Origin of the sequence: Streptomyces sp. NPDC057702, assembly GCF_042799315.1 — a bacterium.
GTDB lineage: Bacteria > Actinomycetota > Actinomycetes > Streptomycetales > Streptomycetaceae > Streptomyces.
Genome location: NZ_JBHVJC010000056.1, coordinates 1 through 25,568, shown reverse-complemented (window position 1 = coordinate 25,568; position 25,568 = coordinate 1). Strand labels below are relative to the sequence as shown.

Genomic DNA, 25,568 nt, shown 5'->3' with positions numbered 1-25,568 from the left:
TCCTATGCCTCCCGCAGAAAGTGGTCAAGGACGCGGACGCCGAAGTGCAGGGCCTCGACGGGCACCCGCTCGTCCACGCCGTGGAAGAGCGCCGCGTAGTCGAAGCCCCGGGGGAGCTTCAGCGGCGAGAAGCCGTACCCGGTGATGCCCAGGCGCGAGAACTGCTTGGCGTCGGTCCCCCCGGCCATGCAGTACGGCACGACGTGCCCGTCCGGGTCGAAGCGCTCGACGGCCGCGCGCATCGCGGCGAAGGTGGGACCGTCCACCGGTGCCGAGAGCGGCACCTCCCGGTGGTGGTAGTCCCACTCGACGTGGGGGCCGGTCAGCGCGTCGAGGGTGGCCGTGAACTCCTCCTCACAGCCGGGCAGCACCCGCCCGTCGACGAACGCGGTGGCGCTGCCGGGGATGACGTTGACCTTGTAGCCGGCGTCCAACATCGTGGGGTTGGCGCTGTTGCGTACGGTCGGCGCGATCAGCTCGGCGGCGCTGCCCAGCTCGGCCAGCAGGGCGTCCACGTCGAAGTCGGGGGCGTCCAGTTCGGCCTTGACGCCGTAGAGCTGGGCCAGTTCGCTGAGCGCGCCGCGTACGGTGGGGGTCAGGCGCACCGGCCAGCGGTGCTCGCCGATGCGGGCCACGGCGGCGGCCAGCCGGCTGACCGCGTTGACGTCGTTGATCTTCGAGCCGTGGCCGGCCCGGCCGTGCGCGGTCAGCCGCAGCCAGGCGGTGCCCCGTTCGCCGGCCGCGATCGGGTACAGGCGCCGCTCGCGGTCGGCGCCGGGCGTGGTGCCGTAGTAGGTGAAGGCGCCGGACTCGCTGACGCCCTCGGTGCAGCCGACGAAGAGTGCCGCGTGCTGGTCGGCGAGGAAGCCCGAGCCCGCCTCCGCGCTGTCCTCCTCGTCTGCGGTGAAGGCCAGGACGACGTCCCGGCGGGGCTGGAGACCCAGCCGCTGCCAGGCCCGGACGACGGCGACCATCATCGCGTCCATGTTCTTCATGTCGATGGCGCCCCGGCCCCACACCACGCCGTCGCGGATCTCCCCGGAGAAGGGGTGCACGCTCCAGTCGGCCGCCTCGGCGGGCACCACGTCCAAGTGCCCGTGGACCAGGAGTCCGGGCGCCGTCCGGTCCCGGCCCGCGATCCGCGCGACGACGTTGGTACGCCCCGGCGCCGCCTCCAGCAGGACCGCCTCCACGCCCGCCTCGCTCAGCCGCTCGGCCACGTACTCCGCGGCCGGCCGCTCCCAGCACGAGCCGCCGCCCCGGTTGGTGGTGTCGATCCGGATCAGGTCCGAGGTGAAGCGCACCACCTCCGCCAGGGCCTGCTCGTCCAGCGCGGGCCAGCGCGTGGGGTCCGCGCCACGCGCGGGCCCGCCGGTGGGCCGTCCGTCGTGTGTCGGTGCCATCGCTCTCCCCCGTCAGCCGTACTGTTCCTCGACCGCCGCCGACACGACGGTGGTCACCGCCTTGAAGCAGCGGATGCCCTCGTACATCGTCGGCGAGGTGTACGCCACCCGCCGCTCGCCGTGCGGCTCCACGCCCGGCACCACCGTCGCGGCGCCGGCCAGGTGGGCGGCGTCGAACTCCAGCACCACCTGGCGCGGGCCGGCCCGCTCCGGCTCGCCGCGCACCGCCAACGCGGTCGCCTCCCGCGCGGCGGCCCGGATCTCGGTCGCCGTCCGGGCCGGGGGCCGGCACACCGCGGCGTAGCGTGAGACATGGTCCTTGACCGCGACCGTCCTGGCCCCCGGGGCGTACCCCTTGGCGTCCTCGCAGGTCAGGTCGTCGCCGGTGACCAGCACGACGGGCACCCCGTACTCGGCGACCACCAGCGCGTTGAGGTAGCCCTCGCTGGCCCGGACGCCGTCCACCCAGACGCCGGTGATGGAGTTGGCCAGGTAGGTGTGCGCGAGGACGCCCTCGCTGCCGGCCCCCGTGTGGTAGCCGACGAACGCGATGCCGTCCACGTCACCGTGCTGGACGCCCTCGACCATGCTGAGGCTCTTGTGCCGACCGGTGAGGAGTTGGGCCCGTTCGTCGAGTCGTTCGAGGAGCAGATTGCGCATCGTCCAGTGCGCCTCGTTGACGAGCACCTGGTCGGCGCCGCCGTCGAGGAAACCGAGCACCGCCGCGTTCACGTCGGAGGTGAACAGCGCGCGGCACCGCTCCCACTGCGGCGTGCCGGGCAGGACGTCGGCCGGCCAGGTCACACCGGTGGCGCCCTCCATGTCCGCGGAGATGAGGATCTTCACCATTCACCCGTTCTACCGCAGGTGGAAGGGGGTGCGCACGGACCTCGACAGCAGTTGTCGGTCACGGGCGCCCGAACGCCGGGTCGAACCCCGCCCGGCCGGGGGCCACACCGGCCCGCACTACCGGGCCCCGGACGGCGTGACCACGGCGCACGCGGGCGCCGGCGGCACGCGCCCGCACGACCGTGCCCCATGATGACCCGTCTCCCTGGGCCGGCGCACCCCCCGGGCGGCCGACATCCGACGTTTTCCACGCCACGGGGCCGCTCCGGACGCAAGAACGGACGCGCGGACACCCCGCGGCCGGAGCATCGGCCGGGGCCGGGCAGTGGCTGGGGCGGCTCGCCCGGTGACCCGCCGGGGCGGGGCGGAACACCGGGCCTCTACGCCGGAGCCCCGCTCGGGATGGGGCGGCCCGGGCCTCGCGGGGTCGTACAGGCGCAAGGCGGGGGCGTACGGAGACCGGTCGTCTCCGTACGCCCCCGCCGTGGGGCCGCCCGCGCGCTAGTCGCGGCCGGCGGGCTCCAGGTCGCGGTCCGGCGTGCCCGCGTCGTCGCCCGGCTTGGCCGGGGACGGGAGCGGTCGCGCGTCGCCCTCACGCAGGCCGATCTTGGCGTGCACCGCGCGCAGCGGGCCCGGGGCCCACCAGTTGGCGCGGCCGGCCAGTCGCATGAACGCGGGCACCAGCGCGCCACGCACCAGCGTGGCGTCCATCAGCACCGCGAGCGAGAGGCCGACACCGATGGCCTTCATGTAGCTGATGGAGCTCATGATGAAGCCGAGGAAGACGATCGCGATCAGCACGGCCGCGGCGGTGACCGTCGAGCCGGTGTGCTCCAGGCCGCGCGCCACGGCCTTGGTGTTGTCCTGGGTGAGGTCGTGCTCCTCCTTGATCCGGGAGAGCAGGAAGACCTCGTAGTCCATGGACAGGCCGAAGGCGACGCAGAACAGCAGGATCGGCACGGTCCAGGTGATGGTCCCGGTGACGGCGAAGTCGCCGACGATGCCGTCCAGGTGGCCGTTCTGGAAGCCCCAGACCAGCACGCCGAGGGTGGCGCTCAGACTCAGGCAGTTGAGCACCAGGGCCTTGAGCGGCAGCACGACGCTGCCGGTGAACAGGAACAGGACGATGAACGAGCTGAGCGCGATCACGCCCAGGCCCAGCGGCAGCTTGTCGTTCATCGAGCCGATCGCGTCGTGCAGCTCGGCGGCGGGGCCGCCCACCTGGACGTCGTAGGGGGCGTCGACGGCGCGGACGTCCTTGACGAGCTGGCGGCCCTTCTCGGACAGCGACTGGCTCTCCGGCACCACCGACAGGTAGGTGCTGTCGGTGACGCCGAACCGGTCGGCGGCCGGCGTGGCCGGGCCGACCTGCTTGCCGCCGACGAAGGTACCGAGCTCGGTGTCGACCCGGGAGACGTTGTCCAGCGTCGACAGCCGCTGGGCGTAGCCGGCGATGTTGCCCCGCTCGCCCTTGCCGGGCGTGTCGTTGAGCACGACGTTGAGGGCCTGCGTCTCCTGGGCGTTGAAGTCCTCGCGGAGCGTCTCGCCCACCTCGCGCGACTGGGTGCTGGTCGGCAGCACCCGCTCGTCGGCCAGGCTCATCTTCAGGTCCAGGAACGGCGCCCCGAGGAAGAGCAGGAGACCGATGACGACCGCGGCGATCGGCACCGGGAAGCGCATCACGGTGATGGCCGTGCGGTGCCAGAAGCCCTCTTCCGGGTTGGGCGCGGTGGGCTTCTTCCTGCCCAGGATGCGGCCCTTGTCGATGCGCGGGCCCAGCGCCTTGAGCAGCGCGGGCAGGAAGGTCACCGAGATGATCGCGGCGAGCAGCGCGGTGGGGATGCCGGCGTAGGCGAAGGAGCGCAGGAAGTAGAACGGGAAGACCAGCAGCGCGCCCATCGCCAGCGCCACGGTGACCGCGGAGAAGACGACCGTACGTCCCGCGGTGCGCAGCGCGATGGAGATGGCCCCGTCGGTGTCCACCCCGCGCGCCAGTTCCTCCCGGTAGCGCTTGATGAGGATGAGGCTGTAGTCGATGGCGAGGCCGAGCCCGAGTCCGGTGGCGACGTTGGTGGCCATCACCGAGACGTCGGTGAACAGCGTGAGGATACGCATCGTCAGCAGCACCGAGACGATCGTCAGTCCGCCGACCATCAGCGGCACGGTGGCGGCCACCAGGCTGCGGAAGACGAAGAGCATCACGACGAGCAGGATCGGGAAGGTGATCATCTCGATCTTGAGAAGATCCTTCTCCGTGATGTCGAAGATCTCCTTGTTGGCGAGGACGGTGCCGCCGATCTTGACGTCGACCCCGTCGACCGTGCCCTCGTACCGGGACTCGAACTTCTCGAACCGGTCCTGGACCTGGTCCTCGTCACCGAGGATACGCGCCATCACCAGGGCGCTGGTGCCGTCCTTGCCGCGCAGCGACTCGGCCTTGCCCAACGACCAGTAGGAGACGGCCTGCTCGACGTGCTCCTCCTTGCCGAGCCGGTCGGTGATGGCCGCACCGGCCTTGGCCACCTCGGGGGTGTCCACGCCGCGCTTGTCGGTGATCAGCAGGGTGATGTTGGGCGCGCCGGCGTGGAACCGGTCCTCCATGACCTTCGCGGTCTTGGCCGACTCGGTGGAGCTGTCGACGAAGCCGCCGGTGGACAGCTTGGAGATGACCCCGCCGCCCAGTGCTCCCGCGACGAGGAAGAGGACTCCTGAGAGATACAGAACGAGTCTGCTGCGACCGGAAGTGAGCCGGGCCAGGGAAGCGAACATCTGACAATTCCTTCAACTCGAGCGATCGACCGGGGTAGCTGATGGCGGCCAGGGCGACGGTGCGGGTCAGAGTCGCCCACCCACGAACTGTGGAACAGGCTGCCCCTGTGGAACAGTCTGCCCCACAGGTTGGGGCCCCGCTACCGGCACCCCCCTCCCCACACCGCACACCCCGCGCTCCCGCCACACCGAAGGGAGCGCCCCGGGCTCCGACCGCCGCCGATTGCTGCCGACATAGCCAGGGGAATGCGGATATGACCGAACGTCACTCCGGATCGGTATGTGGGCGACAGCACAACGCCGGCCCGATCCGTGGACGGGGCGGCGCGCACCCGAAGACGCCCGCACAGGGTGGGACGGGCACGGGTGGGACGGCTCACGCTCCGGCGAGGGGTGGGCCGGACCCCGGCGGAGGTGGGTCAGGCGCCGGGCGGGGGGTGTGCGTCCGGTGCCGCCGGAGGGTGGGCCTCCGATGCCGACGGAGGGTGGGTCAGGCGCCGGCACGGTGGGTGCGCCAGGCGCTGACGGAGGGTTGGCCAGGAACCCGCACAGGCTTGGCCTGGCGCCGACGGCGGAGGGAGCGTCACCCCCTCGACACGAGGCACGCGTCGGACGCCGGCAGCAGACGAGCCAGCCACCGACGGAGGACTGGCGTCCGATGCCAGCGACGGGTGCGTCAACACCTGGCGGCAGGTGGGGCGGACACCGACCGAGGGTGGGTCAGGCGCCCGCCCAGGGTGGGTGGGGCGCCGACGGACGGCTGGCGTCCGATGCCAGCGACGGGTGCGCCAGTCACCTGGCAGCGGGTGGGGCAGACACCGACCGAGGGTGGGTCAGGCGCCCGCCCAGGGTGGGTGGGGCGCCGACGGTCGGGGCCGGGCCGACCGTCGGCGCGGGGGGACGCGTGGCTAGGCCCCGCGTGCCACGAGCCACCACGCGGACGGGAGCACGATCAGTTCGCCGTCGGGGCGGTACTCCGTGGTGGTGAGCGGGAGTTCGCCGCTGGCCAGGACGTCCAGCCGGGCGGAGCTCAGCAGGGTGGGAACGGCCTGGTCGGAGACCTCGCCGGGGGCGATGCCGTGGCGCAGGACCGTCGCGAGCTTGGGCGGCGGTCCGGCGGGCCCGCTGGCCAGCTCACGCAGGTCCCGCCCGGCCGCCTCGGCGAGCTCGACGACGAAGGCCCGGCCCCGTTCGCCGGCGAGCACCGCGAGAGCCTCGGCGACGCGCGGCAGGTCGTGGGCGTCGCACTGGTGCAGCACGCCGCGCAGGTAGATGTTGGCGTCACCGAGTTCCGCGTGCAGCGCCCGCACGGCCGGCAGGTTCGCCGCGTCCAGCTGCCGGTAGGTGGCCGCCCCGTCCGGGTCGGCGGCGCGGGCGAGGGCCACCGCGGTGGGCGACAGGTCCAGGCCGATGACCTGCCCGAAGTGCTGGGTCAGGTACCGGCTCTGGGTGCCGTTGCCGCAGCCGACGTCGAGTACGGGCAGGTCGGGGTTGAACTCCGCCGCGAACAGCGGCAGGTGCAGCGCGGCGGTGTGCTGGGCCGGCGCGTCCCACAGGACGCCGCCCGGCTCGGTGGGAGCGTCTCGCCAGTACTCGTCCCAGGCCCGTACGTAGCCGGTCGACTCAGTCATGCCCAATTGCTACTGGCACGCGGCGGCGGGCACAAGCGAACGATCGAAAGATTCCCCATTCCGCCATCGCCCCGCCCCCACTCCGCCGCCCCAGTCCCGACATGTCGCCACCCGGCCCCACTCCCCCACGACACGCCGCCCACCCCGCCAACCGGCCGTACGCGCCGGCCAGTCACCAGCCGCCGGCCAGCCCCGTGTCACCGGCCCCGCCCCGCGCCCGGGAGGCGTCCGCCGCCGACCGGCTACGGCAGGGGCTGCTCGAACCAGACGGTCTTGCCGTCGGCCGTCCGGGTGGTGCCCCACTCGCCGGCCAGCCGGCTCACCACCCGCAGCCCGCGTCCGAACTCGTCCTCGGGCGTCGCGTCCACGAGGGTGGGCAGCGTGTGGTCGTCGTCGCGCACCTCGCACAGCAGCGCGTCCGTACGCACCAGCCGCACCCGCACGACCTGTCGGGCGTGCCGCACCGCGTTCGTCACCACCTCGCTGACCAGCAGCTCCGCGGTCGGCACGGCCTCGTCCAGGCCCCAGCGGCACAGTTGCTCGCGCACGTGACGACGGACGGCGCGCACCGAGCGCGGCTGCGGGGGCACCTCCCAGTCGGCCACGTCGGCGGGGGCGACGCCGTTCAGCCGGGCCATGAGCAGGGCCACGTCGTCCTTGCGTCCGCCGCGCCCCTGGTTCAGCGTGCGGGCCAGGGAGCGGACGATGGTGTCGCAGGCGTCGTCCATGGAGGCCGCCGGGTGGGCCGCCGACTCGCACAGCGCGGCCAGCCCCACCGCGATGTCCTCGCCGCGCACCTCGACCAGCCCGTCCGTGCACAGCACCAGCCGGTCGCCGGGCCGTACGGGCACCCGTACCGTCTCGAACGGCACGCCGCCCACGCCGATCGGCGCGCCCGTCGGCAGGTCCAGCAGTTCGCTGCGGCCGTCGGCGGCCCGGACCAGGACGGGTGGGATGTGCCCGGCGTTGGCTATGGCCAACTCGCCGCCGATCGGGTCGTAGACGGCGTACAGACAGGTGGCCAGATAGTGCTCGCCGAGTCGTTGCGCCAAATCGTCCAGGTGGCGCAGGAGCTGGGTGGGTGGCAGGTCCAGGGCGGCCATCGTCTGCACGGCGGTGCGCAACTGGCCCATCATGGCCGCCGAGTTCAGGCCGTGGCCCATGACGTCGCCGACGACCAGGGCGGTGCGCGAGCCGGGCAGCTTGACGCTGTCGAACCAGTCGCCGCCGACGCGGCCGAGCCGGGTGCCGGGCAGGTAGCGGGTGGCGGTGTCGCAGCCGGCCATGCGGGGCGCGATGTGCGGCAGCATGCTGTCCTGGAGCGTCTCGGCGACGTTCTCCTGGTGGGTGTACATGCGGGCGTTGTCGAGGACGAGTCCGGCCCGCGCGGCGAGTTCGGCGCCGGTGACGCGGTCCATGTCGTTGAACTCGGGCCGCTCCCGGTGCCGGAGCAGGATCATGAAGCCCAGCACGACCTGCCGCGCCTTGAGTGGGACGACCAGCATCGAGCGGTTGTTGATCAGGGGGCTGATGTCGCGCTTCTCGAACTGCGCGGCGATCGCGTTGCCCATCTGCTCCGAGATGCGGGGTACCAGGACCGGCTCGCCGCTGGTCATGCACTGGAAGAAGGGGGTGTGCACGGGGAAGGGCATGGACTCGCCGACCGGGATGACGTCCTCCCAGCGGCCCGGCTCGTCGTTGTGCTCCACGGCCACCCGGTGCCACATCGTGGTGGCGTCGGGCGGACCGTCCGGGAAGCCCTCGCCGGCCACGACCTGCTCGCGCAGATAGGTGCCGGCCACGTCGGTGAAGCGCGGCACCACCGCCGCGCTGACCTCCTCGATGGTGCGGGCCAGGTCGAGTGAGGTGCCGATGGCACCGCTGACCTCGTTCAGGAACTCCAGACGCTCGCGCACCGCCGCGTACTCCAGGTCGGAGGCCAGCTCGGCGGCGGCAGCGGCGGCCGTGCGGGGGTCCGCCGCCTCGTCACCGGCCATCCGCAGCAGCCGGGCCCGGCGCTCGACCCGCTTGGGCACGCCCCAGTCGGGGGTGACCGGCACCCGGTCGTGCTGGCTGATCTCCAGCACCGGGTAGCCGAGTTCGAGCACCTGGGACACGATGCGGGCGCTCTCGCGCGGGCTCATGCTCGGCAGGATCTCGGGCAGCCGTCGAGCCAGCTCCTGGGCCTCGACGAACTCGGTGTGCAACGCGAACCCGGGCGCCACCCGCTCGTACCAGTCGCGCTCGCCGGTCAGCGGCCGGGCGTCGGCGGCCAGCACCAACAGCCGTTCGGGGCCGGGTCCGACGAGCGGGTAGGCCCACCACAGCACCTGGCCCGGACCGCGCTCGGTGGCGGCCAGATGGGCGCGGCCGGCGGTCGGGTAGCCGGCGCCGCCGCTGAGCGAGGCGTCGAGTTCGGGCCCGAGGTCGGTGAGGTCAGCCGGCGCGTACGGCACGGGGGCCGACGGACCGGCCTCGTCGCCCGCCCCGCCGTCGCGGAACGCGCCGGAGACCGGCATCAGGTCGGTGGCGGGCGCGCCCACGGCCTCCTCGCGTTCGAAGCCGAACAGCCTGCGCGCACCGCTGCTCCAGTGCGTGACCAGTCCGGCGCCGTCCACCACGACCACCGCGAGCGGTATCCGCCCCGGGGCAGGCGACTGCACGGCCCGGGGCGATGGCTCCGGGGTCACCCTGTCGTCGCCTTCGCCCGGCGACGCGCCGTGGTCCATTGGCGAAGTCTCCTTCGTACGCGTACGCAAGATCTGCGCCCCCGCGGCTACCGTACGGCCTGGGTGTGGGACGGCGTGCGGCATTGTCGGAATAGGGCGGACGCGGGGCGCACGGGGCGCACTCCACGCGCTCCGTCGGCCGGCCGGTGACGCCCCGCGCCGGCCGCGCCCCGCCGCCCGAACCCGACCGCCGGCCCCCACCCACACGAGCGAGGGGCCGGATCGGTGTACCGACCCGGCCCCCACGGGCCTTCCGTGATCCGTCATCCCCACGCGCCGTCCGGGCGCCGGGCGTACGCTCCGCTCGGCTCGCGCCGCCGTGCCCACGACCCGTCGGGGGCGGACCTCAGTCCTCGTATCCCAGGTGCAGGTCGCGCTCCGTGCGTCCGCCGCCGGCGACCCGCAGCACGGTGGCGACCGGCGGGTAGCCGGCAGCGATCACGGTGTACTCGCCCGCCGACAGGTCGATGAAACGAAAGACGCCGTCGGAGCCGGTGGTGGCCGTGTCCACGACGTTGCCGCCCGCGTCGAGCAGCGTCACCCGTGCCTCTTCCACGGTGCGCCCGCCGCCGGCCCGCACCGTCCCGCGCAGCACCGCGCCACCGGCCAGTTCGATGTCCTGTCGGGTCTCGCGGGCCGCCTGTACGGACACCGGCAGCGCGGCGGGCCGATAGGCGGGCGCGCTGGAGGCGAGCGTGTACTCGCCGGCCACCAGCTCCGTGATCAGGTAGCCGCCCTCCCGGCCGCTACGGGTGGAGGCGACGACCTCGCCCCGCACGTCGGTGAGGGTGACCAGCGCGTCGCGTACCGGCGTGGCGTCCGCGGTGCGCACCGAGCCGGCCAGCCGCCCGGCGCCGCCGAGCACCACGTCGAGTTCGACCGGGCGTTCGCCGACGGCGACGGTGACCGCCTGGGGCTGATGTCCGCTGGCCGCCGCGATCAGCACGTAGGCACCCGCGCCCGGCGTGCTCAGCGCGTACCGCCCGTCGTCGCCCGTCGCGCCGCGCCCCACCTGCCGCCCGCCGACGTCGATCAGGGTGAGCGCGGCGCGCGGGACGGTGCTGCCGTCGTGGTGCGCGACGGTGCCGCACACCGGCGCGCCGGCCAACAGCGGCTGGCCCTCGCCGCGCGGCTGGTCGTCGGTGTCGAAGGCGTACACGTCGGTGGCGTACAACGCGGCGGTCCGCTGGTCCGCCGGGGACGAGGGGGCACCGCCCGCACCGTTGTCGGTCAGGCCGCGCGCGGCGGGGACGGTCGGGTCGTGCTGGTCGGTCGGGGACGCCACGAGATTCTCCTTTAGCAGCATGGCGAGCAGGAAGCCGAGGACGAGGACGGGTACCAGGTACACGAAGACACGGGGCAACGCGTCGACATGGGCGGCGATGTGGCCATCGCGTAGGGCCGCGGGGAGCGCGCGAACCACCTCCGGGGTGAGGGCGTCGGCGTCCGGAGCGTTGACGTCGGCGGGCAGGCGGCGTGCGAGGGTGTCGACGAGCCGGTTCGCGAACAGGGTGGTGAAGACCGCCGCGCCGACACCGCCGCCGACGCGGGACAGCGCCGCGCGGGCGCCGGCCGAGTCGGCCTCCACCGCGTCGGCCTCGACCGCGTCGGGGGTGGCCGCCCCGGGGACCGCCCAGGTGCCGTCGGTCGGGCGGGTGGCGTCCCGCACGGCCAGCGCCAACACCGGTACGACCAGCCCGAGGCCGAGGCCGAGCAACCCCGTCCACAGGCCGTACGTCCACCGGGTCGAGCCCGCGTCGAGCCCGGACAGCAGCCACATCCCGAGCGCGGCCAGACCGCAGCCGACGACGGGGTGGGCGCGGACGCGGCCGGTGCGGCTGATCTGGTGCCCGGTGAGCAGCGCGGTCACGACGAGGCCGGCCAGCATCGGCAGGGCCAGCAGGCCCGACTCCGTCGCGCTGACCCCCGCCAGCCGGTGCGTGTGGGTGGGCAGGTAGCTCGCGGCCCCGTACGCCGCGACGCCCACGGCCGCTCCGACCAGCCCGCTGACCAGGACAGGCGCGCGCGGCAGCCGTCGCGGAGCGGCCCCGACGCGAGACCTGGCGGCTCGGGACGGCGCGGGCGCGGCGCGGGCGAAGTACCGCACCACGACGCACAGGATCACGGCGCCCAGCGCCCCGAGGCCGATGCCCAGCAGGGTCCGCGTGTCCCAGGTGCGCGCGGTGCCGCCCCAACTCGTCAACAGCGCCAGACAGGTGACGGCGGCGGCCACGAGCAGGGCACCGAACACCTCGGAGCCCCTGCGCCCGACGCGCCGGGGCAGCCGAGGCGCGCACAGCGCGGCCACCAGGGCCGCCAGGCCCAGCGGCGCGTTCAGGTAGCAGCACCAGCGCCAGGAGGCGTGGTCGGTGAGCAGGCCACCGACCAGCGGACCGACGGCCACGGCGAGGGCGAACGCGGCGCCGAGCAGGCCCAGCAGCCGGCCTCGCCGCCGGGGCGGCGCGAGGGCGAGCGCGACGGCGTGGGCCCCGATCACCAAACCGCCGGCACCCACGCCCTGGAGCGCGCGGAAGACGATCAGCTCCTCCATCGTGCGCGACCAGCCGGCCAGCACGGAGCCGGCGACGAACACCACGAGGGCGAACAGGAACAGCCCCTTGCGACCGACGAGGTCACCCAACCTGGCGTAGACCGGCAGGACCAGGGTGGCGGCCAGCAGATAGGCCGTCACCACCCACGCCATCCGGTCCGCGCCGCCCACGTCCGCCACGATCTCGGGCAGCGCGCTGACGGCGACGGTCTGGCCCAGCCCCGCGAGCAGCAGCGTCAGCAGCAGACCGCAACAGACCAGGACCACCCGCCCCGGGCTGGGCGGCGGGTCGGCGAGTTCGGGGGTAGGCGCGACGGACGGCGGCTGGGCACCGGACTCCGGATCGACCTCGTACTCTCCGTACTCCTCGTCCGCCTCCCACAGCCGGGTCTCGTCCGCCTCCCACTCGGGGGGCGCCACCTCCGACGCCGCGTCCTGCTCGACCGTCGGCTCCGTCGCCGCCCGGTGTTCCTGGGTCACAGAAGCCGGTTTGAGCACCAGAGTTGGCTCGTCCCGGTTGGCCAGGGTGGTCCCGCCCACGTACCGCTCCCGTCGTCACGTCTACACCGCGACCATTTCTCGCATTACGCGACAACCACCAGCAACCGAGACCAAACTCCGAAACATGGCGGAGAAGCACGGCCAACTCCCTTACGCGGCCCGCCCGTCCCGCGCCCATCAGGCGCTTTCCCCCCACCACACGCGCCCGGCCACGCCCATGCCCCACCACGAAGTCCACCCGATCTGGTGAGCGGACCGGCGGGCGGCGGGCGGGAGGCGGGCCGTGGGGCGGGGGCCCGCGCGAGCGGGCGGGTCGACCCCGGGCCCGGACGCGCGGCTGGGCCCGGACACGCGGCTGGGCCAGCGGCGGGCGCGGGCGCGCGACGGGCCTTACGCGCGGGAGAGGTGGGGGCACGGGCAGGCGGCGGGTGGGGCCAGTGGCTCTACGGGAGACGAGCCGAGCGCCAGCCCCGTACCGCCCTCACCTCATCGACTCGGCGACTCATCGACTCGCCGACTCACCAGCCAGCGACGAAGGGGCCCACCCGACGGCACCGGTGGCGTACCGCCCGCGACTCGCCGCCCCACGAGCCGACCCGCCGCCGCCCATCGCCCCGGTCGGCGAATCAGCGAACCAGCGGCGGCACGGCGGCACGCTCAACCTGCCCCCCATGGGGAGTTCACCTCGGGGCGCCCCCGGAGCGCGCCCCGTTCCGCGTCGGAACCCGCCAACCTGCCAACCCGCCGCCCCGACAGGGAAAAGCAGCGGCGGGGCGCGCGACTCGCCCTCCCGGTGCGGCGACTCACCCGCTCCGGAGGCGATCGGCGCCCCGCCCATCCGCTGTCAGCGCCGGCGCGCTGCCGCCGGCGACGGCCTCACTTCTCCAGTTCGGCCGCGAGGCGCGCGAGGAGCGCGTCGTAGATGCGGGCGAGGCCCTTGGGGGCGAAGGTCTTCTCGAAGAAGCCGCCGATGCCGCCGGCGCCGGTCCAGGTCGTGGTGACCACCACGCGGGAGGAGCCCTCACCGGCGGGCGTCACGATCCACGTGGTGACCATCGAGGAGTTGCGGTCCTTCTCGACGAGCTGGCCGTCGGTGGGCTCGCTGACCTCCAGGAGGCAGTCGCGCACGCGCTTGCTGGTCGCCTGGAGCTTCCAGTGCACCAGGGTGCCCTCGCCGTCGCCGCCCTCGCGGACCTCGTACTCGCTGAAGTGCTCGGGCAGCACCCGCCGGCGGGTGCCGCTGTAGTCGGCGAGCGCGTCGAACACGTCCTCGGCGCCCGCCTTGATGATCCGCTCCGTCGTGGCCTCGACCTGCGCCATCGCTGTCCTCCGGTGTCGTACGCGTGCTGTGGTGCGTGATCGACAAGCCAACCATCCCCCAGCGCATCCACCCAAATCGGAGGTTGACACCCTTCGAATAGCACGTATGTTCTATTGGCGGGGGACGTAGAACCGAGGAGGCGCACATGCGCTGGGAGAACCTGGCGACCGAGAAGTCCGCACCCGCACTGTTCGGCGCGGCCAGCGTGACGCGTACCTTCGACACCCCGGAGTTCCGTGGCATCACCTTCCACGAGGTGCGGGCGCGGTCGTTGGTCAACCGGGTGCCGGGGGCGTCCCGGATGCCCTTCGAGTGGACGGTCAACCCCTATCGCGGCTGTTCACACGCGTGCGTGTACTGCTTCGCGCGCAAGACGCACAGCTATCTGGACCTCGACACCGGCATCGGCTTCGACTCCCAGATCGTGGTCAAGGTCAACGCGCCCGAGGTGTTGCGCCGCGAGCTGGCCGCGCGTGGCTGGAGCGGTGAGCACATCGCGATGGGCACCAACGTGGACTGCTACCAGCGTGCCGAGGGGCGTTACCGCCTGATGCCCGGCATCCTGTCCGCCCTGACCGAGCGGTCCAACCCCTTCTCCATCCTCACCAAGGGCACGCTGATCCTGCGCGACCTAGAGCTGTTGCGCGCGGCGGCGGCCCGCACCGACGTGGGCGTGTCCATGTCGGTGGGCTTCACCGATCCCGAGCTGTGGCGCACCGTGGAGCCCGGCACCCCCTCGCCCGAGCGCCGCCTTGACGCGGTGCGCACCCTGACCGACCACGGCATCGCCTGCGGAGTGCTGATGGCGCCGGTCATCCCGTACCTGGGGGACGCGCCCGAACAGCTGCGGCGCACGGTGGCGGCCGTCGCCGCGGCCGGGGCGACCTCGGTCACGCCGCTGGTCCTGCACCTGCGCCCAGGGGCCCGCGAGTGGTTCCTGGCCTGGCTCGACCGGCACCACCCGAGGCTACGGAGCCGCTTCGACGCGCTGTACGCCGGCGGGGCGTACGCCCCCACCTGGTACCAGCGTCGGATCACGCGGCAGGTGCACGAGCTGGCCACCGAGTACGGCATCGGCCCGGCCGGCCCCGGCGCGGCGCGAGCGCGGCCGTCAGCACCGCCCGCCACACCCGACCCGGCCGTGGGCACCCAACTGGCGCTGCTGTAGAAACGGACCCGCAGGCAGCCGCCGCGCCACCCGCACCACGAGGAGCACCATGGCCGAGCACCGCCACATCGCCGCGCCCCAGGGCGTCGCGCCCGGAAACGGCTTCAGTCACGTCGTCATCGGCACCGGCACGCTGGTGGCCGTCTCCGGGCAGATCGCCGTGGACGAGCAGGGCCACCTGGTGGGCGCCGACGACCCGCGAGCCCAGGCCGACCAGGTCTTCGAGAACCTGAACCGCTGTCTGGCGGCGGCCGGCGCCAGCTTCGCCGACGTGGTCAAGCTGACCTTCTACGTCACCGACGTGGCCTTCCTGCCGGCCGTGCGCGCCGCCCGGGACGCGTACGTGGACACGGCGCGGCCCCCGGCCAGTTCGGCCGTCCAGGTCGCCGGGCTGATCCGGCCCGAGCTGCTGGTCGAGGTGGACGCGCTGGCCGTGCTGTCCAGCTGAGTCGGGCCCGGAGAAACGCCAGGGTGCCCGAACCCCCGCCGGGGGGCCGGGCACTCTGAGCGCGGTGGACGCCGGCCGGGTCACACCATCGCGGCCAGCAGCTCCCGGGTGTAGTCGTGCGTCGGCTGGTCGAAGACCTCGTCCCGGGTCCCGGTCTCCACGATCTCGCCGCCGCGCAGCACCGCGATCCGGTCACAGAAGTGCCGCACCACCGCCAGGTCGTGCGAGACGAACAGCAGCGAGAGGCCGAACTCCTCGCGCAGGTCCATCAGCAGGTTCAGGACCTGGGCCTGGACGGAGACGTCGAGCGCGGAGACCGGCTCGTCGGCGATCAGCAGCCGTGGCTCGGGGGCCAGCGCGCGGGCGATGCCGATGCGCTGCCGCTGGCCGCCGGAGAACTCGTGCGGGTAGCGCCCGAGGTGCTCGGCCTTCAGCCCCACCCGCTCCAGCAGCCACACCGCGCGCTCTCGCCGCTCGGCCGCGCTCTGTCGGGTGTGCACCTGGAGCGGCATGGTGACGATCTGCTCGACGGTGCGACGCGGGTTGAGCGAGGCGTACGGGTCCTGGAAGACCAGTTGCACCTCGCGGCTGAGCTCGCGGCGCAGCCGGGTGTCGCGGGCCGCGTCGGAGATGTCGCGCCCGTCGAAGCGGACGGTGCCGGCCGTCGGCCGCTGGAGCCCGGCCAGTACCCGCGCCGTGGTGGACTTGCCCGACCCCGACTCGCCCACCAGGCCCAGCGTCTCGCCGGGCGCGATGCCCAGGCTCACGCCACGGACGGCCTGGATCGGCGGCCGGCGCAGCCCGGGCAGCCTGGGCCCACGGGCCCGGAAGTCCACCCGCAGCTCGCGGACCTCGGCGATCGGCGGCACGGGCGCCCCGGCGGCCGGAACGCACCGCTCCCCCGCACCGGCCTCGCGCGCGGCGCCGCCGCCGACCCGACCCGCGCCCGCCGGCACCCCCGTGCCCGGCCCGCGCGCCGACAGCGGTGCCGGGTCCGGGTCCTCGACCGTGGGCAGCCGGGTGCCGGGCACGGTGCCCAGCGTGGGGGCGGCACCGATCAGCGCGCGGGTGTAGGGCTGGCTCGCCTCGGTCAGCAGCTTGTCCGCCGGGCCCTGTTCGACCTCCCGGCCGCCGCGCAGCACCAGCATCCGGTCGGCCATCTCGGCGACCACCCCGACATCGTGGGTGACCAGCAGCACCGCGGTGCCGTGCTCCCGGCGCAGCTCGTCCAGCAGATCCAGCACCTGGCGCTGGACGCGGGCGTCGAGCGCGGTGGTCGGCTCGTCGGCGATGAGCAGGTCGGGCGAGTTGACCAGCGCCATGGCGATCATCACCCGCTGCCGCATGCCGCCGGAGAACTGGTGCGGGTAGTCGCGGGCGCGGGCGGCCGGGATGGCGACCCGCTCCAGCATCGCGGTGGCCCGCTCGCGCGCCGCGCCCCGGCCCACACCCGGGTGGTGCAGCCGGTACGCCTCGGCGAGCTGGGCGCCGACGGTGTGGAAGGGGGACAGCGCGGCCAGCGCGTCCTGGAAGACCATGGCGGCCCGCGCCCCGCGCACGGCGCACAACCGCTTCTCGGTGGCCCCGACGATCTCGGTGCCACCGACCCGGATGCTGCCGCTGACGCGCGTACGGGCCGGGTCGTGCAGTCCGAGCGCGGCCAGGCCGACCGTGGACTTGCCCGAGCCCGACTCGCCGACCAGGCCGAGCACCTCGCCGGGCGCCACCTCGAAGCTGAGGTCGCGCACGGCGGGCACCGCCTCGGCGGCGCCCGTGGCGCCGCGCGAGCGGGTGAAGGAGACGGACAGGTCGCGCACGAGCAGCGCGGGGTGGTCTCGGTCGGCCATGGGGGCTTCCTCTCGGGGCGGGTGGCCGGGGCGTGGGGCGGGGGCGCTCACGCGAGCCGTACCCGCGGGTCGAGCCAGGCGACGACCAGGTCGGCGATGGCGACGAAGACGACCACGCACAACGCGGCCAACAGCACGGTGCCCACCACGGTCGGCAGGTCGTTGCCGACCACCGCGTCCACCGCCAGCTTCCCGACACCACCGAGGCCGAAGACGGTCTCGGTGATGAACGCGCCGCCGAACAGCGCGCCGGCCTCCAGGCCGAGGAGCTGCACCAGCGGCGGGGCGGCGCCGCGCGCGGTGTACTTCAGGTGGGCCCGGCGCGCGCTGAGCCCCTTGCCGCGCGCGGTGCGCACGTACCCCTCGTGCATGACCTCCAGGAGCTGCGCGCGGGAGAGCCGGGCGAAGACGGCCGCGTTGACGAAGCCGAGGACCAGCCACGGCAGCAGCAGTCCGGCCGCCCAGCCGCCCGGGTTGTCGGCCAGGGGCACGTACTCCGGCAGCGGGACCAGGTCGGTGCTGTAGACCAGCAGGTACTGGAGCACGTAGCCCAGGAAGTAGATCTGGACGCTGGCGCCGATCAGGGTGAAGCCGGAGAGCAGCCGGTCGGTGCGGCTACCCCGGCGCAGCGCCGAGATCAGGCCGGTGCCGATGCCGAGCACCACGATCACCGTGAGCGCGCCGACGGCGAGCGAGAGGGTGACCGGCAGGTGGTCGGCGATGGCCTCGGTGACGGGCTGGTGCAGGGTGTACGAGTAGCCGAGGCAGGGCGCCCCGCACTCGATGGGCGTGCCGTCCACGTCGTTGATGGTGCGCCCGCTGAGCAGTCCGCCGAGGTAGTCGACGTACTGCGCCGCGATGGGCTGGTCCAGGCCCATGCTGTGACGCACGGCCTCGACCTGGGCGGTGTCGCACTTGGGCCCGCAGGCGATCAGCGCCGGGTCGGACGGCGCGGCGTAGAAGAGCCCGAAGGCGGCGGCGGTGATCGCCAGGAGTACCGCCGCCGCCTGAAGGGCCCGTCGTAGGACGTAGCTGAGCATGGGTGTGGGCTTCCGGGATCAGGAGTCGGCGCGGTAGAGCCAGGCCGCGCTGATGCCGCCGTAGATGGGGTGGATGAACGCGCCACCGATGTCCTCGCCGCGCACCTGGGAGACGTGCGGGTACATGAACGGCACCACGGGGGCGTCCTTCATGACGATCTGCTCCAGGTCGATGAGGGCCGCGGCCTTCTCCTTGGCGTCACCGATCTTCTCGATGCGCTCCAGCTCCTTGTCCACGGCCGGGTTGTTGTACCGGATGCCGTTGGACAGCGCGTCCAGCTTGCTGTGGTAGCCGTCGGGCAGCAGCGTGGAGGGGGTCGGCCAGTCCACCGAGTTGGTGCTCAGCCACAGGTCGTACGGGGCGGGGCCGCGGAAGACCTGGTTGGTGAAGGAGGCCGGGTCCAGCGGCTTGGTGACCAGGGTGATGCCGGCCTTGCCGAAGGCGTCGACGAGGACCTGCGCGAGCCGGTCCTGCACCGCGTCGCTCTCGTAGGCGTAGGTCAGCTTGGTCACCGGCTTCTTGGCCTTGGCCAGGTGCTCCTTGGCCTTGGCGATGTCACCGGTGGCCGGCGCGGGGAAGAGGTCGTACTTCTTCCAGCCCACGACGGCCGGCGAGGACAGCGTGGTGGCGAGCTCGCCGGAGCGCGGGCCACCCAGCACCTGGCGGGCCTGCTGGCGCGGGAAGAGGTAGGCGATGGCCTTGCGGACCTCGGGGTCGGTGACGCGGCTGTTCTTGATGTACAGGTCGTTGACGTACGCGCCCTGGCGGCCGTTGACCACGAGCTTGCCCTTGGCCTTGTCGCGCTCGGTCTCGCGGAACAGCTCGGGCGGCAGGTCGGCCTTGGTGGTGACGCTGGCGGCGCCGTTTCCGCGGCCGGCCAGGATCTCCTGGCTGATGTTGAGCGCGTTCTTGCCGAAGGTGAACTCGAAGCGGTCGGCGAACTGGTGCCGGATCGGGTCGGACTCCGGCTTCCAGTGCGGGTTGCGCTCCAGCGTCAGGTGCTGGTTCTGCTTGTGCTCCACGATCCGGTACGGGCCGGTGGCCAGCGGCCTGACGTCGTAGCCGGTGCCGGTGTCCTTGTCCTCGCGCACCGGCGAGGAGGAGGACTGCGCGGCCATGTACGGCACGTCCGCCTGCGGCTGGGGGAAGTGGAAGACGATCGTCTTGTCGTTGGGCGTCTCGATCGCGTCGAGGCCGCCGTCCTTGGGGCCGCCGTACTTCTTGACCGCCGCGGTGCGGTCGGGCGAGCCGGTCAGCCACTCCGGCCAGTAGGTGGGGCCGAGCTCGAAGCCGGGCGCGAAGGTGCGCTCGATGCCGTACTTGACGTGCTGCGCCGTGACGGGCTTGCCGTCCTCCCAGGCGATGCCGTCCTTGAGGTGGTACGTCCAGGTCCGGCCGCCGTCGCTGGAGGTGCCGGTGTCGGTGGCGAGGTCACCGACGAGGGTCGCCTTGCCGTCCACCACCTGGTACTGCGTGAGCTGACGGCCCCACAGCAGGGAGGTGTTGTACGACTCGCCGGCGTAGATCTTCTGCGGGTCCAGGTGCGCGTAGCCGGTCGGGTTGGCGATGTGGACGGTGCCTCCCTCGCGGGACCCGTCGATGGCGGGGGCGGGGCCGGTGCTGTCCTTCGCGGTGCCGAGGGAGGCCGTCAGCGGGGCGGTCTCCTTGGGCGCGGGGTCCGCGCCGTCGCCCTTGCCCGCACCGGCGGAGCAGGAGCACAGCAGCGTGGCGGCGACGACGGCCAGGGCCGGCACGGCCACGGTGCGCGGGCGGAAGCTGGGCTTGCTGGGCATGCGGAACTCCGATGCGGAAGGTGCGAACAAGAGGGATGGGGACGGAGGGGGTGTGGGGGTGGCGGCCAGGGCCCCGCGGGGCCCTGGGTGGTGCGTGCCCGGGCGGGTGCCCGAGGCGGGACCGTTCGGCGATGGGGTCCGAAGCGGCCTGGTCGGTGGGGTGGATCGGGTGGCGCGGGGCGCCGGCTCAGCGGGCGGTGCGCGGGTCGATGGCGTCGCGCACGGCGTCTCCGAGCAGGTTGAAGGCGAGGACGAAGACGAGGATGGCGGCGCCGGGGAACACCATGTAGGTGGGGTCGTCGTAGAAGACCTCGGAACCGCGCGCGATCATGCGACCCCAGTCGGGGATCGGCTCGTTGATGCCGACGCCGAGGAAGGACAGCGCCGCCTCGGCGGTGACGATGGCCGGCACCGCGAGCGTGACGTGCACCAGCACCGGGGCCCAGACGTTGGGCAGCAGCTCGCGGAAGACGATGTGCGCGCGCCCCGCGCCGACCGCTCGGGCCGCCTCGACGAACTCCCGCTCCCGCAGCGACCGCACGGTCGTCCGCAGCACCATGGCCAGCGGCACCCAGCCGAAGGCGGAGAAGACCGCGATGAGTACGGCGAACTGCATCCAGGTGGGCTCGTTTTCCCCGGGGGAGACGAACCGGGTCTGGATGATGGGGCTGAGCGCCAACAGAAGGAGCAGCGTGGGGAATGCGAGGAGCACATTGCAGATAAAGCTGAATACGCGGTCGGCGATTCCGCTGAGATAACCGACGGTCACGCCGAGGACGACGCCGACGACGGCGATCACGGCGACCGAGGCGAGGGCGATCAACAGCGAGGTGCGCATGCCGTACAGCAGCTGCGTCAACACGTCGCGGCCGAGGCCGGGTTCGAGTCCGAACCAGAAGTCGGCGGAGATGCCACCGTTGGGCAGGACCGGAAGCCCCTCGGGACTGAGCAGGTCAGGGTCGTTCTGCCCGTAGTGCTCGGTGGGGTTCTTGCCGTAGAGCGCGGCGATCAGCGGGGCACAGGCGGCGAGCACGGCGCACAGCAGCACGATCCCGAGGGCGACCATCCCGACCCGGTCGCGGCGCAGCGCGCGGGCGGCGGTGACGAGCGGACCCGCGGGCCCGCTGGACTTCACTTCGGCCATCACTTCGGCCATCGCTGCCGTTCTCCTGCATCTCGGCGGGGATCGCCCGCAGCCAGTTCGCGACTATTAGAACGACGGCTCGATGCACTGGCAAATCACCTTTTGCGGAGGCCGATAAACGACGAAGAAAACATTTCGCGGAGGTCACCTCATTTCACATTCCGGCAATACCACCGAAACAAAAATGCGGAGAAAAGGGGCAAGTTGCCCATCGGTCGCAACACTCGAACCGGCCGCTGAGATTCCGCTCACAACGCCTTCACTTCCAAGGTTCAACCAACATTCGACCTTGGTTGAGCAGACTTCGAGCTGCGTACACCTAGCCATCAATGACACGTCAGGTCGGAGCAGCGCGTTCCAGCCGATCCCCGCGCCCCGCCTTTCGAACCCCCGCGCCGCGCGCCGCCGGGCCGCGCGGCACGCCCTCGGCGCCGCATCCCAGGTCCCCGCGATGCCGCCGATCACCGACGCGCCCGACGCGGCGCCACGGCGCGCCACCGTTCGATTACCAATGGTGACCGGAAGCCTGCCGTCACACGTGCGCTCACCGCACGCGTCCGCAAGACTCCGGTCCGTATCTGCCACCTCGAACAAGGGAGTGTTCGACATGCGGAACATCGCTGGGGGATTCGCACTGGCCGCGGCGCTGAGCCTGGGCTGCCTGACCACCGCCGCCGGGAGCGCGCACGCCGGGCCCGCGCGCACCACCTCGCTCTACCCGCCCTCGTCCCTGGTGCTCTCCGTCGCCCCCGGCGAGGACGCGAGCGCCGCCGTCACCCGGGCCGTGACCCTGACCTGTGAGCCGCAGGCCGGCGGCAGTCATCCGGCGCCGCGCGCCGCCTGTGCCGAACTGCGCGTCAACGGCGCGGCCTTCGCGCACATGACCGAGCCGGCCGCCGACACGTTCTGCACCCGCGAGTACCAGCCGGTCACCGTCGTCGCCCAGGGCGTGTGGGAGGGCCGGAACGTCACCTTCCAGCACACCTTCGGCAACTCCTGCCTCCAGCAGGCGGCGCGGGGCACGGTCTTCCGCTTCTGAGCCCCGCCCGGGCCCGCGGCCAGGCACGCGAGCGGCCCCCGGACACGCCCGTCCGGGGGCCGCTCGTCGCGAAGGCGCCGCGCGGCGCGCACCCGGTGGTGGGGTGCGCGCCGGCGGCCGGGCTACGGGTCGCGCGCCCCGCCGGGCGGGGCGCCGACACCGGGCCTGTCGGCCTGTCAGCCGATCTGCGTGCCGGTGGCCTGGAGGGCCTCGGTGACCGGCTGGAAGAAGGTCTCGCCGCCGGAGCTGCAGTTACCGCTGCCGCCCGAGGTCAGACCCAGCGCGGTGTCACCGTCGAAGAGCGAGCCGCCGCTGTCGCCGGGCTCGGCGCACACGGTGGTCTGGATCAGGCCCTCGACGGTGCCCTCCTGGTAGTTGACGGTGGCGTTGACCGCGGTCACGTCGCCGTCGTGCACCTGGGTGGTGCTGCCGCTGCGGGTCACCTTCTGCCCCACGGTGGCCTCGCCGGCCTGCGAGATGGCCTGCGTGCCGCCGTACAGGTTGACCTCGCTCGGGTGCGGGACGTCGGCCGTGTACTTGGCGATGCCGTAGTCGTCACCCGGGAAGCTGCCGCCCTCGGTCGAGGCGACCGACTGCCCGCCCTGCGAGTCCGACCAGCTGGAGACGGCGTTGGTGCAGTGACCGGCCGTCAGGAAGTACGGCTCGCCGCCCTTGGTGACGTTGAAGCCGAGGGAGCAGCGGGAGCCGCTGCCCCAGATCGCGTCGCCGCCCGCGAGCAGCGGCTTGAGCGTGTTGACCGAACGCTTGACGGCCACCCGGTCGCCGAGCGACTTGGCGACCTTGTTCAGCCGGTCCAGCTTCTCGCCCCGCACCGTGCGGTCGGCGGTGACGACGACCGTGTTGGCCTTCGGGTTCATCGCCCAGGACGTGCCGGGGATGGTGGCCTTGGCCTTGAGGGTGCCGCGTGCCTCGTTCAGCGCGGCCAGCGAGTGCTTGACGACCCGGGGCTCGGCGCCGGCCGCGCGAACCCGCTCGGCGGCCGAGTCGTCCACGACGTTGACGACGAGCTTGCGGTCCTTGGCGTCGTAGTACGAGCCCGCGGCGTCAGCCCCGAGGTCCGCGCTGATGTCGGTGGCCAGCGCGCCGGCGGCGGTGGCCGTGAGGGGGTCGGGAGCGGCGGGCGCCGCGTTGGCGCTCTGCAGGGTGAAGGTGGCGCTGACCAGAGCCGCCACGCCGGCGCCGGCGATGACCGTACGGCGTACGCTTGTGCGCTTCAACTCAAAACCTCCAGTGGGGGGAGGGCCCGATGATGTGGGGGTTCGGACCCGGAGGAGGCATGCCCGGTCACTCGCCCGGAGGACGCGTCCATGCCAAGTTGCTCCGCTGAGTATTCCCAGGCACTCGCGCGGCACACAAGGTCGCGTTCAAGTCGCCGCCACCTCGCGCCCCGCGCGCTGCCCACGTCACAGACCACACCTATCGTGCCCACGTCAGGATCGCACCCGGACACACGCCGTGCGGGGCCGCACACCTGGGGTGATCGCGAACGATGGCCGAGATTGCCGCCTTCGGCCCGTGCGGCGCACCGCCGTATCCGAGGGCGCGCCGGGCCCGCCACGCGCCGCTGGGCCAGTGGGCCGCTGAGCCAGTGGGCCGCCGGGCCGCCCAGGCGAGGGGGCCCGTGCGGTGCGGGCGGTCCGGACGGGCATCGCGGCTCGGCGCGCGAGCGGGGGCGGCCGGGGCGGCGGGATCGAGCGACGCACGAGGCCGGTTGGCGCACGAGGTCGGTCGGCGCTGCTCGCGAGGCCGGCCCGTCTCGGCCTGTGAGGTCGGTCGGCGCCGCTCGCGCGACCACTCGCACCTGCCCGGGAGGCCAGTCGGCGTACGCGGTCGGTCGGCCCGCGGGCGTGAGCGGCCGGGGGTTACGTCACCGGGGCGCCGGCAACGCGAGGCGCTGGCGCCGTCCGCGGAGCCGGCGGGCGCGGGGCGCTCGGGTGTGGGGGCGCTGGTCACGAGGACCCGGCCCTGGCGGCGTCAGCCGTGGCGGCGTGGGTTACGGGGCGTCAGCCGCGCGGGCTCAGCGGTGGAACCGTCGGGCGCGGGGGCGGGCGCGGGGGCGGTGGGCGAACCCCCCGCGCCGGCGTGGCCGTCGGCACCGACCGGGGTCGGACCGCTCGCGCTGGTGGGACCGGCGGCACCGGAGGGATCGCCGTCGTGGGCCGGGTCGGCGGCGGACGCACCGCTCTGGTCGGCCTCGACCACGCCGGTGTCGGCTGCCGCCTGGGGCGATGTCGGGGGCGGGGTGGGCTCCTGGGCCGAGGTGGGGGCCGGGTCCGCCCGGGGCGCGGGCGCCGGCGCGTCGGCCGGCTGCTGGGCCCGTTCCAGGAAGCGCAGCAACTCCACCGGGAAGGGCAGCACCAGCGTGGAGTTCTTCTCGGCCGCGACCGCCACCACCGTCTGGAGCAGGCGAAGCTGCAACGCGGCCGGCTGGCGGGACATCTCCGCGGCCGCCTCGGCCAGCTTCCTGGACGCCTGGAGCTCCGCGTCCGCGTTGATCACCCGGGCCCGCCGCTCCCGGTCGGCCTCCGCCTGCCGGGCCATCGACCGCTTCATGGTCTCCGGCAGCGACACGTCCTTGATCTCGACCCGGTCGATGTGGACGCCCCAGCCCACGGCCGGGCTGTCGATCATCAGCTCCAGGCCCTGGTTGAGCTTCTCGCGGTTGGAGAGCAGGTCGTCCAGGTCGCTCTTGCCGATGATCGAGCGCAGCGAGGTCTGCGCCATCTGGGAGACCGCGAACCGGTAGTCCTCGACAGCGACCACCGCCTCCGGAGCGGCCACCACCTTGAAGTAGACGACGGCGTCCACCCGGACCGTCACGTTGTCCCGGGTGATGCCCTCCTGGGCGGGCACCGGGAGCGTGACGATCTGCATGTTCACCTTGCGCAGCCGGTCCACCAGCGGCACGACCATCGTGAAGCCCGGCTGGCGCACCTCGGGACGCAGCCGGCCGAGCCGGAAGACGACGCCCCGCTCGTACTGCTTGACCACCCGGGCGGCGCTCGCGGCGTACAGGAGGCCGCAGCAGAGCAGCAGCACGCCCACGGTGAGCAACGTCTCGATCATCACGGCACCTGCCGTCCCCATCGCGCGCTATGCCCCATAAGGAGCATGTATATCCACGATAGTCCCGTGCCGCTCGACGCCGCGGACGGCGGAGTCGGCCCGGCCGGCACGCCACGGCGGGGGCCGGGCCGCGCGGACGCGAGGCGGTCCGCCGCGCGGCCCGGCCGTGGTCAGGTCAGGTCAGGTCAGGTCAGGTCAGGTCAGGTCAGGTCAGGTCAGGTCAGGTCAGGTCAGGTCAGGTCAGGTC

17 protein-coding genes are annotated in these 25,568 nt (G+C 73.3%); 4 read left to right on the top strand and 13 right to left on the bottom strand.

Annotated features, from left to right (window positions below):
* Window positions 1-2 precede the first annotated feature (2 nt).
* The 7 genes from ACFVFR_RS29995 to ACFVFR_RS29965 form a co-directional block, all read right to left on the bottom strand.
* A complete protein-coding gene (locus ACFVFR_RS29995; RefSeq protein WP_383707421.1) occupies window positions 3-1,403 on the bottom strand; it encodes a M20/M25/M40 family metallo-hydrolase in 1,401 nt (466 codons plus the stop codon).
* Between the two features lie 12 nt (window positions 1,404-1,415).
* Entirely contained in the window at window positions 1,416-2,249 is an 834-nt protein-coding gene (locus ACFVFR_RS29990) for a M55 family metallopeptidase (RefSeq protein ID WP_383707441.1), read from the bottom strand.
* Window positions 2,250-2,753: 504 nt separating this feature from the next.
* Window positions 2,754-5,021 (bottom strand): MMPL family transporter, encoded by a 2,268-nt coding sequence (locus ACFVFR_RS29985; protein WP_383707419.1) that lies wholly within the window; start codon window positions 5,019-5,021, stop codon window positions 2,754-2,756.
* Between the two features lie 908 nt (window positions 5,022-5,929).
* A complete protein-coding gene (locus ACFVFR_RS29980; RefSeq protein WP_383707417.1) occupies window positions 5,930-6,652 on the bottom strand; it encodes a class I SAM-dependent methyltransferase in 723 nt (240 codons plus the stop codon).
* 242 nt (window positions 6,653-6,894) lie between these two features.
* On the bottom strand, window positions 6,895-9,381 hold the full coding sequence (locus tag ACFVFR_RS29975; protein WP_383707415.1) for a SpoIIE family protein phosphatase: 2,487 nt from the start codon (window positions 9,379-9,381) through the stop codon (window positions 6,895-6,897).
* A gap of 346 nt (window positions 9,382-9,727) precedes the next feature.
* On the bottom strand, window positions 9,728-12,316 hold the full coding sequence (locus ACFVFR_RS29970; RefSeq protein ID WP_383707439.1) for an MFS transporter: 2,589 nt from the start codon (window positions 12,314-12,316) through the stop codon (window positions 9,728-9,730).
* A 993-nt stretch (window positions 12,317-13,309) separates the two neighbouring features.
* Window positions 13,310-13,753, bottom strand: coding sequence for an SRPBCC family protein (locus tag ACFVFR_RS29965; RefSeq protein WP_383707413.1), 444 nt, complete (start codon window positions 13,751-13,753; stop codon window positions 13,310-13,312).
* Window positions 13,754-13,899: 146 nt separating this feature from the next.
* On the opposite strand from ACFVFR_RS29965, the gene ACFVFR_RS29960 reads away from it, so the two are divergent.
* Entirely contained in the window at window positions 13,900-14,922 is a 1,023-nt protein-coding gene (locus tag ACFVFR_RS29960; protein WP_383707411.1) for an Rv2578c family radical SAM protein, read from the top strand.
* 49 nt (window positions 14,923-14,971) lie between these two features.
* Entirely contained in the window at window positions 14,972-15,370 is a 399-nt protein-coding gene (locus ACFVFR_RS29955; RefSeq protein WP_383707409.1) for a RidA family protein, read from the top strand.
* An 80-nt stretch (window positions 15,371-15,450) separates the two neighbouring features.
* Here the strand turns inward: ACFVFR_RS29955 and ACFVFR_RS29950 are convergent, their stop codons facing one another.
* The 4 genes from ACFVFR_RS29950 to ACFVFR_RS29935 form a co-directional block, all read right to left on the bottom strand.
* A complete protein-coding gene (locus ACFVFR_RS29950) occupies window positions 15,451-17,217 on the bottom strand; it encodes a dipeptide ABC transporter ATP-binding protein (RefSeq protein WP_383707407.1) in 1,767 nt (588 codons plus the stop codon).
* Between the two features lie 47 nt (window positions 17,218-17,264).
* A complete protein-coding gene (locus ACFVFR_RS29945; protein WP_383707405.1) occupies window positions 17,265-18,257 on the bottom strand; it encodes an ABC transporter permease in 993 nt (330 codons plus the stop codon).
* An 18-nt stretch (window positions 18,258-18,275) separates the two neighbouring features.
* Entirely contained in the window at window positions 18,276-20,051 is a 1,776-nt protein-coding gene (locus tag ACFVFR_RS29940) for an ABC transporter substrate-binding protein (protein ID WP_383707403.1), read from the bottom strand.
* 187 nt (window positions 20,052-20,238) lie between these two features.
* Window positions 20,239-21,207 carry an ABC transporter permease gene (locus ACFVFR_RS29935; RefSeq protein WP_383707401.1) on the bottom strand — a complete coding sequence of 323 codons (969 nt, stop codon included), beginning with the start codon at window positions 21,205-21,207 and terminating at the stop codon, window positions 20,239-20,241.
* 595 nt (window positions 21,208-21,802) lie between these two features.
* Between ACFVFR_RS29935 and ACFVFR_RS29930 the strand changes: the two genes are divergently transcribed.
* Complete coding sequence (locus tag ACFVFR_RS29930) at window positions 21,803-22,234, top strand: subtilase-type protease inhibitor (RefSeq protein ID WP_383707399.1); 432 nt, start codon at window positions 21,803-21,805, stop codon at window positions 22,232-22,234.
* 176 nt (window positions 22,235-22,410) lie between these two features.
* Here ACFVFR_RS29930 and ACFVFR_RS29925 read toward each other — a convergent pair whose 3' ends face one another.
* Entirely contained in the window at window positions 22,411-23,472 is a 1,062-nt protein-coding gene (locus ACFVFR_RS29925; RefSeq protein ID WP_383707397.1) for a S1 family peptidase, read from the bottom strand.
* A gap of 757 nt (window positions 23,473-24,229) precedes the next feature.
* Window positions 24,230-25,321 carry a slipin family protein gene (locus tag ACFVFR_RS29920; RefSeq protein WP_383707395.1) on the bottom strand — a complete coding sequence of 364 codons (1,092 nt, stop codon included), beginning with the start codon at window positions 25,319-25,321 and terminating at the stop codon, window positions 24,230-24,232.
* 66 nt (window positions 25,322-25,387) lie between these two features.
* Here ACFVFR_RS29920 and ACFVFR_RS29915 point away from each other — a divergent pair.
* The coding region (locus ACFVFR_RS29915) for a hypothetical protein (RefSeq protein ID WP_383707393.1) at window positions 25,388-25,568 on the top strand (181 nt) is incomplete at its 3' end.

What these genes read in the sequence shown, in the direction of transcription:
- ACFVFR_RS29955 (WP_383707409.1), top strand. Translation starts at nt 14,972, where the DNA reads ATGGCCGAGCACCGCCACATCGCCGCGCCCCAGGGCGTCGCGCCCGGA.
- ACFVFR_RS29930 (WP_383707399.1), top strand. Translation starts at nt 21,803, where the DNA reads ATGCGGAACATCGCTGGGGGATTCGCACTGGCCGCGGCGCTGAGCCTG.
- ACFVFR_RS29945 (WP_383707405.1), bottom strand. Translation starts at nt 18,257, where the DNA reads ATGCTCAGCTACGTCCTACGACGGGCCCTTCAGGCGGCGGCGGTACTC.
- ACFVFR_RS29940 (WP_383707403.1), bottom strand. Translation starts at nt 20,051, where the DNA reads ATGCCCAGCAAGCCCAGCTTCCGCCCGCGCACCGTGGCCGTGCCGGCC.
- ACFVFR_RS29935 (WP_383707401.1), bottom strand. Translation starts at nt 21,207, where the DNA reads ATGGCCGAAGTGATGGCCGAAGTGAAGTCCAGCGGGCCCGCGGGTCCG.
- ACFVFR_RS29960 (WP_383707411.1), top strand. Translation starts at nt 13,900, where the DNA reads ATGCGCTGGGAGAACCTGGCGACCGAGAAGTCCGCACCCGCACTGTTC.
- ACFVFR_RS29965 (WP_383707413.1), bottom strand. Translation starts at nt 13,753, where the DNA reads ATGGCGCAGGTCGAGGCCACGACGGAGCGGATCATCAAGGCGGGCGCC.
- ACFVFR_RS29975 (WP_383707415.1), bottom strand. Translation starts at nt 9,381, where the DNA reads ATGGACCACGGCGCGTCGCCGGGCGAAGGCGACGACAGGGTGACCCCG.
- ACFVFR_RS29980 (WP_383707417.1), bottom strand. Translation starts at nt 6,652, where the DNA reads ATGACTGAGTCGACCGGCTACGTACGGGCCTGGGACGAGTACTGGCGA.
- ACFVFR_RS29950 (WP_383707407.1), bottom strand. Translation starts at nt 17,217, where the DNA reads ATGGCCGACCGAGACCACCCCGCGCTGCTCGTGCGCGACCTGTCCGTC.
- ACFVFR_RS29985 (WP_383707419.1), bottom strand. Translation starts at nt 5,021, where the DNA reads ATGTTCGCTTCCCTGGCCCGGCTCACTTCCGGTCGCAGCAGACTCGTT.
- ACFVFR_RS29920 (WP_383707395.1), bottom strand. Translation starts at nt 25,321, where the DNA reads ATGATCGAGACGTTGCTCACCGTGGGCGTGCTGCTGCTCTGCTGCGGC.
- ACFVFR_RS29995 (WP_383707421.1), bottom strand. Translation starts at nt 1,403, where the DNA reads ATGGCACCGACACACGACGGACGGCCCACCGGCGGGCCCGCGCGTGGC.